The organism is Mesorhizobium sp. WSM4817, from assembly GCF_055811135.1.
In genome coordinates this window covers 106,215-120,237 of the sequence record NZ_JBVVQQ010000025.1, presented here as the reverse complement: position 1 = coordinate 120,237, position 14,023 = coordinate 106,215, and the positions used below count along the sequence as shown (strand labels likewise).

11 protein-coding genes and 1 pseudogene are annotated in these 14,023 nt (G+C 63.2%); 8 read left to right on the top strand and 4 right to left on the bottom strand.

Annotated features, from left to right (window positions below):
* Window positions 1–208: 208 nt before the first annotated feature.
* Window positions 209–955 carry a L,D-transpeptidase gene (locus AC0L2K_RS27775; RefSeq protein ID WP_128166175.1) on the bottom strand — a complete coding sequence of 249 codons (747 nt, stop codon included), beginning with the start codon at window positions 953–955 and terminating at the stop codon, window positions 209–211.
* 213 nt (window positions 956–1,168) lie between these two features.
* On the opposite strand from AC0L2K_RS27775, the gene AC0L2K_RS27770 reads away from it, so the two are divergent.
* Window positions 1,169–1,804 carry a DNA-3-methyladenine glycosylase I gene (locus AC0L2K_RS27770; protein WP_128166177.1) on the top strand — a complete coding sequence of 212 codons (636 nt, stop codon included), beginning with the start codon at window positions 1,169–1,171 and terminating at the stop codon, window positions 1,802–1,804.
* Between the two features lie 55 nt (window positions 1,805–1,859).
* On the opposite strand, the gene AC0L2K_RS27765 is transcribed toward AC0L2K_RS27770, so the two are convergent.
* Window positions 1,860–2,114 carry a hypothetical protein gene (locus AC0L2K_RS27765; RefSeq protein ID WP_473481265.1) on the bottom strand — a complete coding sequence of 85 codons (255 nt, stop codon included), beginning with the start codon at window positions 2,112–2,114 and terminating at the stop codon, window positions 1,860–1,862.
* A 203-nt stretch (window positions 2,115–2,317) separates the two neighbouring features.
* Here AC0L2K_RS27765 and hisS point away from each other — a divergent pair, with 203 nt between their 5' ends.
* From hisS to AC0L2K_RS27745, 4 genes are all read left to right on the top strand, one after another.
* Window positions 2,318–3,850: a histidine--tRNA ligase gene (gene hisS / locus AC0L2K_RS27760; RefSeq protein ID WP_473532895.1), complete on the top strand. Its 1,533-nt coding sequence runs from the start codon at window positions 2,318–2,320 to the stop codon at window positions 3,848–3,850.
* A gap of 178 nt (window positions 3,851–4,028) precedes the next feature.
* On the top strand, window positions 4,029–5,150 hold the full coding sequence (locus tag AC0L2K_RS27755; RefSeq protein ID WP_023800356.1) for an ATP phosphoribosyltransferase regulatory subunit: 1,122 nt from the start codon (window positions 4,029–4,031) through the stop codon (window positions 5,148–5,150).
* Window positions 5,147–5,848 carry an ATP phosphoribosyltransferase gene (hisG, locus tag AC0L2K_RS27750; RefSeq protein WP_023800357.1) on the top strand — a complete coding sequence of 234 codons (702 nt, stop codon included), beginning with the start codon at window positions 5,147–5,149 and terminating at the stop codon, window positions 5,846–5,848. Before AC0L2K_RS27755 ends, hisG begins: the two co-directional genes overlap by 4 nt.
* A gap of 198 nt (window positions 5,849–6,046) precedes the next feature.
* On the top strand, window positions 6,047–7,819 hold the full coding sequence (locus AC0L2K_RS27745) for an AMP-binding protein (RefSeq protein ID WP_473532894.1): 1,773 nt from the start codon (window positions 6,047–6,049) through the stop codon (window positions 7,817–7,819).
* A 158-nt stretch (window positions 7,820–7,977) separates the two neighbouring features.
* On the opposite strand, the gene AC0L2K_RS27740 is transcribed toward AC0L2K_RS27745, so the two are convergent.
* Window positions 7,978–11,127: an efflux RND transporter permease subunit gene (locus AC0L2K_RS27740; protein ID WP_473532893.1), complete on the bottom strand. Its 3,150-nt coding sequence runs from the start codon at window positions 11,125–11,127 to the stop codon at window positions 7,978–7,980.
* Window positions 11,124–12,290, bottom strand: a complete 1,167-nt coding sequence (locus tag AC0L2K_RS27735; RefSeq protein WP_473532892.1) for an efflux RND transporter periplasmic adaptor subunit — start codon at window positions 12,288–12,290, stop codon at window positions 11,124–11,126. Before AC0L2K_RS27735 ends, AC0L2K_RS27740 begins: the two co-directional genes overlap by 4 nt.
* Window positions 12,291–12,369: 79 nt before the next feature.
* Between AC0L2K_RS27735 and AC0L2K_RS27730 the strand changes: the two genes are divergently transcribed.
* From AC0L2K_RS27730 to AC0L2K_RS27720, 3 genes and pseudogenes are all read left to right on the top strand, one after another.
* Entirely contained in the window at window positions 12,370–12,591 is a 222-nt protein-coding gene (locus tag AC0L2K_RS27730; RefSeq protein ID WP_023800361.1) for a hypothetical protein, read from the top strand.
* A 344-nt stretch (window positions 12,592–12,935) separates the two neighbouring features.
* Window positions 12,936–13,409 (top strand): VOC family protein, encoded by a 474-nt coding sequence (locus AC0L2K_RS27725; RefSeq protein ID WP_473532901.1) that lies wholly within the window; start codon window positions 12,936–12,938, stop codon window positions 13,407–13,409.
* 203 nt (window positions 13,410–13,612) lie between these two features.
* Window positions 13,613–13,735: pseudogene (locus tag AC0L2K_RS27720) on the top strand (hypothetical protein); the annotation flags it as partial.
* Between the last annotated feature and the right edge of the window lie 288 nt (window positions 13,736–14,023).

Genomic DNA, 14,023 nt, shown 5'->3' with positions numbered 1-14,023 from the left:
CATATATCCCCACCCCCTGGGGGGGGGGGGCATCCACCACCCCTATAAAAAAAAAAAAAAATATATTTGGGCCCCCCAAAAAAACTCGGGCCGGGGGGTTGGGCGGGGCCCCCCTTTCGTGACCGACCGTATCCCCACACGGCCCGTCCCCCGTATTCTGATGATCCCGAGACTTCTTGACAGACTCGGCAACAAAATCAACCGCAGATTACATCACCACAACCGTCGTGCCAACATCGACCCGCTCATAGAGATCGACGACGTCCTCGTTGCGCATGCGAATGCAGCCCGACGACACGGCGCCGCCGATCGTCCATGGCTGGTTGGTGCCGTGGATGCGGTAGAGAGTCGAACCGAGATAAAGCGCGCGCGCGCCGAGCGGGTTCTCGACGCCGCCGGCGACATAGGTCGGCAGATAACGGCCGTTGGCGGCCTCGCGCGAGATCATCTGCGCCGGCGGTCGCCATTCGGGCCAGACCTTCTTCTGCGAGATCTTGTGCTTGCCGGCCCATTCGAAGCCCGGCTTGCCGGTGCCGACGCCATAGCGCCGCGCCTTGCCGTTGTTCTCGACCAGATAGAGAAAATTCTCCCGCGTATCGATGACGATCGTGCCCGGCTTCTCCGGGCCGTCATAGGCGACTTCCTGCGGCAGATAGATCGGGTTGATCTGCGGGCGCGCGATAATGCGCTTCTTTGACGGCGCCTGCACCGCCGCCGTGTGCAGCTGAGCCGGTTGCGCCTGCCGCTGAGAACGGCGCTGCGGCTTTTGCACCTCTTGCCGGTTCTGGCGGACGATGCCTGGCGCGCGGCCAAGCTGCAGCACCCAGGGCGCCGAAAGGTCGGGGCTCACCATCACCGGTGGCCTGTCGGCATAGCGGTCGTTGGCGCTGGAGGATGTAGCGGCAGTGGCCAGCACAGCTGCGGCGCCGAGCAGCGGGAACAAAAATGTCTTCATCGGAACGCACCCTGATCGTCGAACATGCCGGGGCGCACAAGCGTCCCCGATGTCGCGAACATTGGGCGCGGAGCAGCAACCGAAACGTGAATCGGAATGCGTAAAATGCTGCATTGTCAGTAAAGCTTTCGGTGTGGTTACCGGCCGGTTCAGGAATCTGGTAAAGCCGCGGTAAAGGCAGCGCTGAGGCGCATTGAGCAATGGAATTCCGCCATGGATGAGAAGACAGGCCTGCTCGCCGGACCCGATGGTATCGCGCGCTGCTTCTGGCACGGCAATCTGCCGGATTATCTGCACTACCACGATCACGAATGGGGCCGGCCGGTCGCCGACGACCGCAGGCTGTTCGAAAAGATCTGCCTCGAAGGCTTTCAGTCGGGCCTGTCCTGGCTGACCATATTGCGCAAGCGCGAGAATTTTCGCGAGGCGTTCGCCGGCTTCGATATCGACAGGATCGCCGCCTTCACCGAACAGGATGTCGAGCGCCTGCTCGGCAATGCCGGCATCATTCGTCACCGCGGCAAGATCGTCTCGACCATCAACAACGCCAGGCGCGCGCGTGAATTGGCCGACGAGGCCGGCTCGCTGGCGGCCTGGTTCTGGAAATTCGAACCCGGCCCGGACGAACGGCCCGAAATCGTCGATCTCGCCCATCTGCGCGCCAATCCGACCACGGTAGTCTCGGTGCGGATTTCGAAGGAGCTGAAGAAACGCGGCTGGAGCTTTGTCGGCCCGACGACCGTCTACGCCTTCATGCAGGCCATGGGGCTGGTCAACGACCATCTCGAAGGCTGTGTCTGCCGCGAGCAGGTCGAGGTGGAGCGCAACGCGTTCAAAAGGCCGAAGTAGCTCCCTTCTTTTTCCTTCTCCCACACGGGGAGAAGGCAAGGGGGAGCTTAAAAACTCAAGCGCCGCCGGCGCCCGCCAGAAAGAGCCCGGCAACGATAGCCGCTATCGTGGCAAAAGCCGGATAGATCACGAGCAGGCTGGTCAGCAGCGCATCGCCCATGGTCGGCCCCGTACGCTTGTCTGCGGCAACCTCGAACGGTCCCGCCATTTGGGCTGCAGGTCCCGGTGCATGATGATCGGCCGGGCGCAACTGGGCGGGCAGTTCGCAGGTGCGGCTGTCGATGATGTCGAATTTCCGCGCCAAGGTCATGGCCCGACCCCCTTGTTTCGGCGCGCTTTATCGGCTGCGATTGTGTCGGCACGATGCCGCGCTTATGGCGGAATTGTTTCAGCTTCTTGGCTTCTCCCGCACGGGGAGAAGGCAGGGAGCAAACCCTTGCCGCGCCAAGCCCCATCGGTTAGGACACGCCCACTCGAAACAAGTCAGCTTTACCTAGCGAAAAGACCCATGCCATGGCCGACAAATCGGAAAAGATGAAAGCGCGGCTGCCGCGCGGGCTTGTCGATCGCGGCGCCGAGGATATCCGTGCCGTCGAGAAGATGATGGCGACGATCCGCTCGGTCTATGAGCTGTACGGCTTCGAGCCGGTCGACCAGCCGCTGATCGAATACACCGATGCGCTGGGCAAATTCCTGCCCGATCAGGATCGGCCGAACGAGGGTGTGTTCTCCTTCCAGGACGACGACGACCAGTGGCTGTCGCTGCGCTACGATTTGACCGCGCCGATGGCCCGTTTTGTCGCTGAAAACTTTGAGCGCCTGCCGAAACCCTATCGCAGCTACCGCTCCGGCTGGGTGTTCCGCAACGAAAAGCCCGGCCCTGGCCGCTTCCGCCAGTTCATGCAGTTCGACGCCGACACCGTCGGCACGCCAGGTGTCGCGGCCGACGCCGAAATGGCGATGATGATGGCCGACGTGATGGAAGCGCTCGGCATCAAGCGCGGCGACTACATCATTAGGGTCAACAATCGCAAGGTGCTCGACGGCGTGCTGGAGGCGATCGGCCTTGGCGGCGACGAGAATGCTGGGCGCCGGTTGCAGGTGCTGCGCGCGATCGACAAGCTGGACAAGTTTGGACCGGAAGGCGTCAAGCTTTTGCTGGGCAAAGGTCGCTGGGACGGCGGTAAAGAGGGCGAGGGGGATTTTACAAAGGGGGCTGGGCTAGACGAAGTTCAAGCAGCGTTCATTGTCGCCGTCGTTCTTCACAACCAACACGTCGAGGCTGGGCTCAAAAACGATGTAGGAAAATGGAACAGAGTACTTGAGGCCAACCCCACGGCCGAAGCGGGATTTGCTGAACTCAAAGAGATTGAAGCGCTTGTCCTGGCTGCCGGCTATGGTCCGGACCGCATTCGCATAGACCCCTCCGTCGTCCGCGGCCTCGAATATTACACCGGCCCGGTCTACGAAGCCGAACTGCTGGCCGAAATTCCCAACGAGGAGGGAAAAATCGTCCGCTTCGGCTCGGTCGGCGGTGGCGGGCGCTATGATGGCCTCGTCTCGCGCTTTCGCGGCGAGCCGGTGCCGGCGACCGGCTTTTCCATCGGCGTCTCCAGGCTGATGACGGCGCTGAAGAACCTCGGCAAGCTCGATACATCGGACGTGATCGCGCCGGTCGTCGTGCTCACCATGGACAAGAACACGGACAGTCTCGGCCGCTACCAGAAAATGGTGGCCGAGCTGCGCGCCGCCGGCATCCGTTCCGAAATGTATCTCGGCGGTGCCGGCATGAAGGCGCAGCTCAAATATGCCGACCGCCGCGGCAGCCCGGTCGCCATCATCCAGGGCGGCGACGAGCGGGCGAAAGGCGAGGTGCAGATCAAGGACCTGATCGAGGGCGCCCGGATGTCGGCGGAGATTGCGGGCAACGCCGAATGGCGCTCCGCGCGTCCGGCGCAGGTGACGGTGGCGGAAAGCGATCTGGTTGGCGAGGTAAGAAAGATACTGGCGGCACAGGCGGCCGACCGTGCGAAGGGCGGCGCGTGAACACCCCCCTCTGGCCTGCCGGCCATCTCCCCCTCAAGGGGGGAGATTGGCAGCCGTACCGCCGGCACTTACCTTTCAACCTTGAAAATAGGGCGAAGGCTGCGACGAGACTAATCTCCCCCCTTGAGGGGGAGATGGCCGGCAGGCCAGAGGGGGGTGCCTCGCACCCAACCGATCAATGACCTCCCGCTACCCCGCCATCGCATCAGACATCACAAAACTCTTCGCCGCGCGCAACACGCATGCGGTCGAGGTGGCGGTGCTGCAGCCGGCCGACCCGTTCCTCGATATGGCCGGCGAGGATTTGCGCCGGCGTATTTTCCTCACCGAAAGCGAGACCGGACAGACGCTTTGCCTGCGGCCGGAGTTCACCATCCCGGTCTGCCTCGACCACATTGCCAGTCAAGCCGGCACGCCGCGCCGCTATTCCTATCTCGGCGAGGTGTTTCGCCAGCGCCGCGAGGGCGGAAACGAGTTTTTCCAGGCCGGCATCGAGGATCTCGGCGACGGCGACATCGCACAGGCCGATGCCCGATCGCTGGCCGATGCGCATGCGCTGCTTTCGCTGGTGCTGCCGGGCCAGGAACCAACGATCACGCTCGGCGACCAGACTGTTTTCGAGGCGGTGCTCGCCGCACTCGGCCTGCCGCGCGGCTGGCGCATGCGGCTGGCCCGCGCCTTCGGTTCGGCGGCGATGCTGGAGGCAGCGCTGGCCGACCTCGCCAATCCGCCGCGCAACGGCCAGCTTGCCGGCGCGGTCGCAGCCCTTGTCCTCGACGGCAATCTGGAAGCGCTTTCCTCGCACATCGCCGGCGGCATGGAACAGGCGGGTCTGTCGGCGTCGGCCGGACGGTCGCCGACCGAGATTGCGCGGCGCTTGATCGAAAAGGCCGAGCTGCGCAGCGTCAGGCTGTCGAACGAGGCATTTTCGGCGCTTAAGGATTTTCTGGCGATCGATGTGACGCTCGACGGCGCGGCAAAAGCGCTCGAAACCTTCGCAGCCGGCGCCGGCGTTTCGCTGGGCGCGGCGCTGGAGAATTTTTCAGCTCGCGCCAAGGCGATCGAAGCGCTTGGCCTGTCCACGGCAAAAATCCGCTACGACGCCGCCTTTGGCCGTCCGCTCGATTACTACACGGGCCTGGTCTTCGAGATCGCGGCGGAAAACGGTGACCGGCCGCTGGCCGGCGGCGGCCGCTATGACCGGCTGCTGACGTTGCTCGGCGCGAAAACGCCGATCCCCGGCGTCGGCTTTTCCGTCTGGCTCGACCGCATCGAAGCGTTGCGGGAGAAGGCGCAATGATCACGCTGGCGATTCCATCGAAGGGCCGGCTCAAGCAGCAGGCGCTGGAGGTGCTGGCCAAGGCCGGGCTTGCCGTCAGCCTGCCCGGCGACGAGCGCAAGTATCGCGCCCGCATCGAAGGCGTGGAAGCGGTCGAGGTGGCGTTCCTGTCGGCCTCGGAAATCGCAGGCGAAATCGGCCAGGGCTCGGTCGACCTCGGCATCACCGGCGAGGATCTGTTGCGCGAAAGCCTCGCCGATTGGGCGGCGCGCGCTGAGATCGTCGCCCGCCTCGGTTTCGGCAATGCCGATGTCGTGGTGGCGGTGCCCGACATCTGGCTCGACGTCGATACGATGGCCGACCTCGACGATGTCGCCGCCGATTTCCGCCAGCGCCACGGCAGGCGGCTCAGGATAGCCACAAAATACTGGCGGCTGACGCAGCAGTTTTTTTCGCAAAAGCACGGCATCCAGGTCTATCGCATCGTCGAGAGCCTCGGCGCCACCGAAGGCGCGCCGGCGGCGGGTTTGGCCGATGTCGTCGTCGACATCACCACGTCAGGCTCGACGCTGCGCGCCAATCACCTGAAGATTTTGGCGGACGGCGTCATCCTGCGCTCGCAGGCCTGCCTGGTTGCATCGCGGAAGCCGCGTGCGGCGGCCGACGAGGCTGTCATGCGCGGCATCGCGGCGAAGATGGGTGCCTTCCCTCCCCCTTGAGGGGAGGGTGGACAGCCGCCGAAGGCGGATGGACGGGTGGGGTCGTTGCGGCAGTGCTCGACGCGAGACGACCCCACCCGCCTCGCTTCGCGAGGCACTCTGCCCTCAAGGGGGAGGCATTGCGCTCCAGTACCCTCAACGGGATTTCCACCACCCCGGCAGGCTGATAGACTCGGGTCGCCTGCGGAGGAGACGGCGATGCCGATCAATCTCGACGAGTTGAAGAATGCCACCAGCCTGCGCGGCCGTCGCCCGGGCAATGGGGCCACGTTTGTCGCGCCGGTCGACGGCAGGGCGCATGTGTCGGGCGAGCGCACCGTGCCGCTGCTGCAGCAAACGATCCCGGCGCTGCTTTCGGACACAGTCAGCAAATACGGCACGCTCGATGCCGCCGTCTTCGTCGACCAGGACAAGCGCTTCACCTGGAGCGAACTTTCAGACACGGTGGACGCGCTGGCCGCAGGCTTCCTGGCTCTCGGCCTGGCAAAAGGCGACCGCGTCGGCATCTGGTCGCCGAACCGCTGGGAGTGGCTGGTGACGCAATTCGCCACCGCCCGCATCGGCCTGATCCTGGTCAACATCAACCCGGCTTATCGGCTGGCCGAACTCGACTATGCGCTGAACAAGGTCGCTTGCCGAGCGCTGGTCACGGCCGTCAAATTCAAGAGCTCCGACTATCTCGGCATGATCGAGACGCTGGCGCCGGAGATCGCGACGGCGACACCGGGCGAGCTCGATGCGAAAAAATTGCCGGCGCTTAAAATCGTCATCCGCATGGGCGAGGAGCATTCGCCCGGCATGCTCAATTTCACCGACGTGCTGGCGATGGGCGGGCGCGACGAGCATGATAGCCTCGACCGGATCTCCGAGGGGCTGAAACCCGGCGATGCCATCAACATCCAGTTCACCTCAGGCACGACAGGCGCGCCCAAGGGCGCGACGCTGACCCACAACAACATCGTCAACAACGGCAATTTCGTCACCTTGGCGATCAGGCTCACCGTCGAGGACCGGCTGTGCATCCCGGTGCCGCTCTATCACTGCTTCGGCATGTCGATGGGCACGATCGGCTGCGTCACCAAGGGCGCGACAATGGTTTTCCCGGGCGAGGGGTTTGATGCCGGCGCCACGCTGAGAGCGGTGGCGGGCGAGCACTGCACCGGCCTCTATGGCGTGCCGACCATGTTCGTCGGCCTGCTCGACCATCCGGATTTCGACACCTTCGATCTCACCAGCCTGCGCACCGGCATCATGGCCGGCTCGCCGTGCCCGATCGAGGTGATGAAGAAGGTAGTGTCACTGATGCACATGGCGGAGGTGACAATCGCCTATGGCATGACCGAGACCAGCCCGGTGTCGTTCCAGAGCAGCGTCGACGACCCGCTGGAAAAGCGCGTCTCGACCGTCGGCCGCGTCCACCCGCATGTTGAGGTCAAGGCGATCGATGCCGATGGCGCGACCGTTGCGGTCGGCGCGCCGGGCGAACTCTGCACGCGCGGCTATTCGGTGATGAAGGGCTATTGGGACGACGAGGAAAAAACCCGCGAGGCGATCGATCCCGACGGGTGGATGCACACCGGCGACCTCGCCACCATCGACGCCGAGGGTTATTGCAACATCGTCGGCCGGGTCAAGGATATGGTCATCCGCGGCGGCGAGAACGTTTATCCGCGCGAGGTCGAGGAGTTCCTCTATCGCCATCCCAAGGTCAAGGAAGTGCAGGTGTTCGGCATTCCCGACCCGAAATATGGCGAGGAGCTTTGCGCCTGGATTGTGCTCAAGCCGAGCCAGATCGCCACCGAGCAGGAGATCAAGGCCTTCTGCGCCGGCCAGATCGCCCATTACAAGATCCCGCGCCACATCCGCTTTCGCACCGAATTGCCAATGACGGTGACCGGCAAGCCGCAGAAGTTTTTGATGCGCGAGGCGATGGTTGACGAACTGGGGCTGGTGACGCCGAAGACCGCCTGAGCGGGCAACGGGCTCCCGTTCGTACTTACGCGTTTGAAGAACAGAGGCGTTGTCTCAATGTCGGGCACAATGACCCGGTCGAACGCGGCCTCCCCGCTGAGATCTGCGATGACGGACCCGAGCCAGCACCAGTGACAGACCGCGATAAGATCGTACTGCTACCCGGGAAGTGTAGGTGTGTACTCACGCCTCGTCTTTCGCGCGGCGCGCCATTCCTCGAACCGTTGCAGGATGACGAAGAAGGACGGTACGAAGAGAACGGCGAGACAGGTCGAGGCGATCATGCCGGAAAAGACCGTGATGCCGATCGACTTGCGCGCGCTGGCCCCGGCGCCTGTCGCCAACACCAGCGGCGCGACACCAAGGATAAACGCGAAGGACGTCATCAGGATGGGCCGGAAGCGCGCTCGTGCCGCCTCGATCGCCGCTTCGACTATCGGTCTGCCGGCGGCGCGCAATTCGCGCGCGACCTCGACGATCAGGATGGCGTTCTTGGCGGATAGCGCGATCAGCAGGATCAGGCCAATCTGCACGTAGAGATTGTTGTCGATGCCGAGGCCGTTGAGAACCAGGACCGGACCCACCAGCGACAGCGGCGCGGCGAGCAAGATCGAGATCGGGGCCAGCCAGCTCTCATATTGGCCTGCCAGCACCAGATAGACCAAGAGCAGCGCCATGCCGAACACCAAATAGATCTGGCTGCCGACAAGCTTTTCCTGGAAGGACAGCGCCGTCCAGTCGAAGCCGGTGCCGGGCGGCAATGTGTCGGCCGCAACCCCTTCCATCAGTTTGATCGCGTCGCCCGACGAGAAGCCATGTGCCTGCACACCGATGATCGATGCCGAGGGATAGAGGTTATAGAGGCTGATCAGTGATGGGCCGACGCTTGGCGTGACTGTCAGCAATGTCCCGAGCGGGATCATGTCGCCGCTCTGGTTGCGCACGCTCAGGCGGGCGATATTCTCGGGCGTCAGGCGAAATTGCGCATCGCCCTGCACATAGATCTGGAACACCCGCCCGAACTTGTTGAACTGACTGACATAAGTCGAGCCCAGATAACCGGCGAGCGTCTGGAAGACCTGGTCCGTGGTCAGCCCCAGGGTTTGCACCTTCTCGCGGTCGATTTCGACCGTGTATTGCGGGACGTTGGCCCGGAACGGCGCCGATACGCGCTGGATACCTGACTGCGTCTGAGCGGTCCTGGTTATTGCCTCGACTGCTCCTTGCAGCTTGGCGAGGTCGAAACTGCCGTCACGCAGCTCGACCTGCATGGTGAAGCCGGCGGCGTTGCCGATGCCCTGGATCGGCGGTGGAGGCAGCACCAGTACAGTTCCGTCACCCATGTCGGACAGATTCTTGTTGAGCGTTGCGTAGAGCGAGGCAAGATCCTCGCCCTTGCCGCGCAAGCTCCAGTCCTTGAGGATGATGTAGGCAACGCCGGCGTTTGCCAGCGTCGAGTTATTGTCGAGTGCCGAGATGCCCGCGATGGTCACGACCTGGTCGACGCCCGGCGTGGCCTTGGCGAGCTTCGAAACCTGTTGCAGCGTCTCCTGTGTACGGCCAAGTGCGGCGCCGTCGGGCAGTTGAACCGAAGCAAGCAGGTAGCCCTGGTCCTCGATCGGGATGAAGCCGGTGGCCACGCGCGATATGCCATAGCCTGCCGCCCCGATGATCAGCAGCGCGATGATGCCCATCACCGTGCTGTGACGCACCATGGCACCGATCAGGCCGGCATAACGGTTCTCCAGGCGCTGGTAGACCGCGTTGAAGCCGCGACAGAAGACATTGCGCTGGTCCGGCGGCACCGGCCGCCTTAGCCATGTCGCACACTGCGTCGGTTTGAGCGTTGCCGCGTTGATGGCGCTGATTATGGCAGTTGCCGCAATCACCAGTGCGAATTGCGCATACATTTGCCCCGTGAGGCCGGGCAGGAACGCAGCCGGGAGGAACACCGCCATCAGCACCAAGGTGATGCCGATGATCGGCCCGAAGAGGGCGTTCATGGCGGCAATGGCCGCGTCGTGGCCCGACATGCCGCGCTCCATATTGTGAGTGGCGCCCTCGACCACGACGATGGCGTCGTCGACGACGATGCCGATGGCAAGCACGATGGCGAACAGGGTCGACAGGTTGACCGAAAAGCCGAGCGCGGCCATCGCCGCGAACGCCCCGATGATCGTCACCGGAACGGTCGTTGCCGGCACCAGCATCGCCCGCCAGTCCTGCAGGAAAAGCAGGATGACGATGAGCACCAGGACGGCGGCTTCGATCAGCGTCTTGTAGACCTCGTGGATCGCCTGGCTGACGAAAATCGTGGTGTTGAAGGGGATCGAGTATGCCAGGCCTTGCGGAAACTCGCGTGACAGGTCCTTCATCCTGGCCTCGACCTTGCCGGCCACATCGAGCGCATTGGCGCCCGGCGACAGGAAAACGGCCATGCCCGCAGCCGGCTGGCCGTCGAGATTGAAGAACTGCCCATAGGTCTGGGCGCCGAGCTCGACTCGGCCGACGTCGCGCACGCGCGTCATGTCGCCATTGGCGCCGGTCTTGACGATCACGGTGCCGAACTGGCCGGGATCGTCAAGGCGGCTGGACACTTCGATCGTGTACTGGAAGGACTGGCCGTCGGGCGCCGGCGGCGCGCCGACCTGGCCTGCGGTGACCTGCTCGCTCTGCTGCCCCAGCGCCTGGACGACGTCCTGCGTGGTAAGGCCGCGCGCCTGCATCTTCTCGGGATCAAGCCAGACACGCATGGAATACTGGCCGGCGCCGAACACATTGACATTGCCGACCCCCGGTATTCGGGAGAGCTCATCCTTGAGCCGGATGGTCGCGTAGTTGGCGAGATAAAGGCTGTCATATTCCCCGTTCGGTGAAGTCAGCGTGACGATCTCGAGGATCGAGGTCGACTTCTGCTGAACGGTGACGCCTTGCACCTGCACCGCTTGCGGCAGCGTCGCCAGGGCTGAGGACACACGGTTCTGCACACGCACTTGCGCCTGGTCGAGATCGGTGCCGATCGCGAACGTGACGGTGAGATTGTAGGTGCCATCCGATGCAGCATAGGACTGCATGTAGATCATGCCCTCGACGCCGTTAACCTGCTGCTCGATCGGCAACGCCACCGTGTCGATCACCGCACGCGCGCTCGCTCCCGGATAGCGCGTCGTCACCGAAACGGTAGGCGGCACCACGTCGGGATACTGCGCCACCGGCAGGGCAAAGAGCGAGATGACGCCTATGACGACCATGAGGATGGCGATTACGTTCGCCAGGACCGGCCGCTCGATGAAGAATTTGGAGATCATTGCGCTGCGCCGTCCGTGGCGACTGCTTCCAGTTTCTTTTCTTGCGGTTCGATCTTCTGGCCAGGGACTGCCGTCAACAGGCCGGAGACCAGGACGCGGTCGTCCGCCCCGATACCCTTGGTGATCACACGCAACGCGCCGACCAGTTGGCCGATCTCAACCGGACGCTGTTCGACCACGTCGTCCTTTCCGGCGACGAGCACGTAGCGACCCTTCTGGTCGCTACCGATCGCCCGGTCGGGAACGAGCAGCATGTCCGGCTCTACGCCCAACGGCACGCGCACACGCACGAAATAGCCAGGCAGCAGTTCCCGGCCTTCATTGGGGAGCACTGCGCGGACCGCTAGCGTGCCGGTGGCAGCGGTAACCTCTGGCGCGGCGTAGTCCAGCGTTCCCGCGTGGGGATAACCCGTCTCGCTCTGCAAGCCGACCTCGACCGGTATTTTCTTGAGATCCTGCGCGGTCATTCCACGCTTCGCCATGGCGGTGCGAATGCGCAGCACATCCTGCTCCGAGATATTGAAATTGACGTAGATGGGTGCGGTCTGAACGATGGTCGCCAGGGTGGTGGCGCTGCCGGCGCCGACAAGCTGCCCCATCGATACCTGGCGGGAGGTGACGGTGCCCGCGAACGGCGCCTTGACCTCGGTGTAGCTCAGATTGAGTTGAGCCTGCTTGACGTCGACCGCGCTCTGCTTCTGCTTGGCGATGTCGACGTCTGCTGCCGCGGCGGCCTGGTCGGCGGTCGATTGCGAGATGATTTTCTGGGACAGCAGCTCCTGCTGCCGCTTTAGGTCAGCACCGGACTGCTTGGCGGCGGCATCGGATGAACCCTGCCCGGCCTCGGATTGCTCGAGCGCCAGCTGGTAGGAATCGGGCTCGATCAGGAACAGCCGGGCGCCGGCCTTGACCTCGTCGCCGTCCTTGTAATCGATTTCCTGGATGAAGCCCGAGACGCGCGCAACCAGGGGCGTCGTGTTCACCGCCGCGGCACTGCCGGTAGCCTCGAGATATGGGGTCACGCTCTGCTTCAATGGAAGCGCCACGTCGATCTTGGGCGGAGGGGGCGGTACGTATGTGTTTTCCTCGCTACAAGCGGACAATACTAGTGTCGCGGCGAACAAGCCTGCCGCCTGCGCAATTCTACCCGATAGTAAAAGCATTTCCCCCCTCTATATACTTCCCGGTGTATATCGCATTATATAAAAGTGAACTAATCTACATGTTTGAGGGGAGTTTGTCATGCGGATTGCGTTGAGCGTGCTTTTCTTGGCAACTCAGATGGCAACCACCGTGGCGCTGGCGCAGACGGCGGCCGAGCGTGAGGCCTGCCAGGCAGATTACCAGAAGATCTGCGAGGGCGTGTTGCCGGGCGGCGGCCACATCATCAAATGCCTGGCCGATCACATGAGTGAGCTGACGCCCGAATGCCAAAAGGTCGTCAAGGCGAACACGCCTGGATAGCACCACTGTGCCTTTCCGAGCCGCAGGTGAACATGACGTGTCGGACTGGAGCGCCGGTGGGCGAGGTCTGCGGGTGCCGGATCGTGGCCCTGTCGTCTGGTCGGAAAGTTGGTCTGCTTTGTGGATTTTCCAGACATTCGCGACGCATTTCAGGGGCGGGCCTTCGCTTATCGTCCGGAACCCGTGCCAAAGCGACAGCGACATTAGGGTAAGCTGCTCTTTGCGTTCGCGCGGGCGAGACGGACGCTTCCGGGGTGGAGAAAAGCGGTTGGCTACCTATTTCGGAAGAGAGCGGATGGGGAAACAAGGCCGAAATCTTGGCCTCAAGCGAAAGGAACCCGCAAATGGCAAAGAATACGATTTGCCTCTGGTACGATAAGGACGCCGAGGCTGCCGCCCGCTTCTACTCCGAGATCTTTCCCGACACCGTGGTGAGTGCCGTGCACCGTGCACCCAGTGACTACCCGGCCGGCAAAGAGGGCGACGTGTTGACGGTCGAATTCACAGTCGCGGGCCTTCCTTGTATCGGCCTCAACGGAGGTCCCGAGTTCAAGCACAACGAAGCCTTCTCGTTCCAGATCGCCACCGACGATCAGGAGGAGACCGACCGCTATTGGAATGCCATCGTCGGCAATGGCGGCCAGGAGAGCGTGTGCGGCTGGTGCAAAGACAAATGGGGGATTTCCTGGCAAATCACGCCGCGCGTGCTGACTGACGCGATGGCGGCTGGCGGCGACGAGGCAAAGCGCGCGTTTGATGCCATGATGACTATGAAGAAAATCGACGTCGCCGCGATCGAGGCGGCGCGACGCGGTTGATGCTCAATCGCGTCTTGCTGCCAAATTGCTGCCAGAGTGTGTCAGCTCGCCACCCAGTGCGGCCGTCCAGCCGCCAGCTTTGCGTTGCGGCGACCATCAGTCACTTACCACTAAAAACGGTCTGATTTCCCGGTTCGAGTCTCAAGCGGGACCACTATCCTGCTACAGTGCGTCGCGTTTGCTGCATCTTCGGTATCCCTTCGATGATTTGGCGAGCGCGAACCGTGCCACTCAAAACCCGACTGACCGAACGTTTTGCGATCAGGCATCCCATCCTCCTCGCTCCTATGGGCGTGATGGCAGGCGGACGGCTTGCAGCAGCGGTGTCGCATGCCGGCGGGCTCGGTTTGATCGGCGGCGGCTACGGCGACGAAGCCTGGCTGGACAAGGAGTTTGCCGCCGCAGTCAACGCCCGTGTCGGATGTGGGTTTATTACATGGTCGCTGGCAACCAGGCCGTATCTGCTCGACCGCGTGCTGGAGCGGCAACCCGCGGCGCTGATGCTTTCATTCGGCTCGCCAGCACCCTTCGCCGCGCATATCAGAGAAGCGCGAGTGCCTTTCATCTGCCAAGTCCAGTCGATGTTGCACGCCCGCGAGGCGCTCGACGTCGGC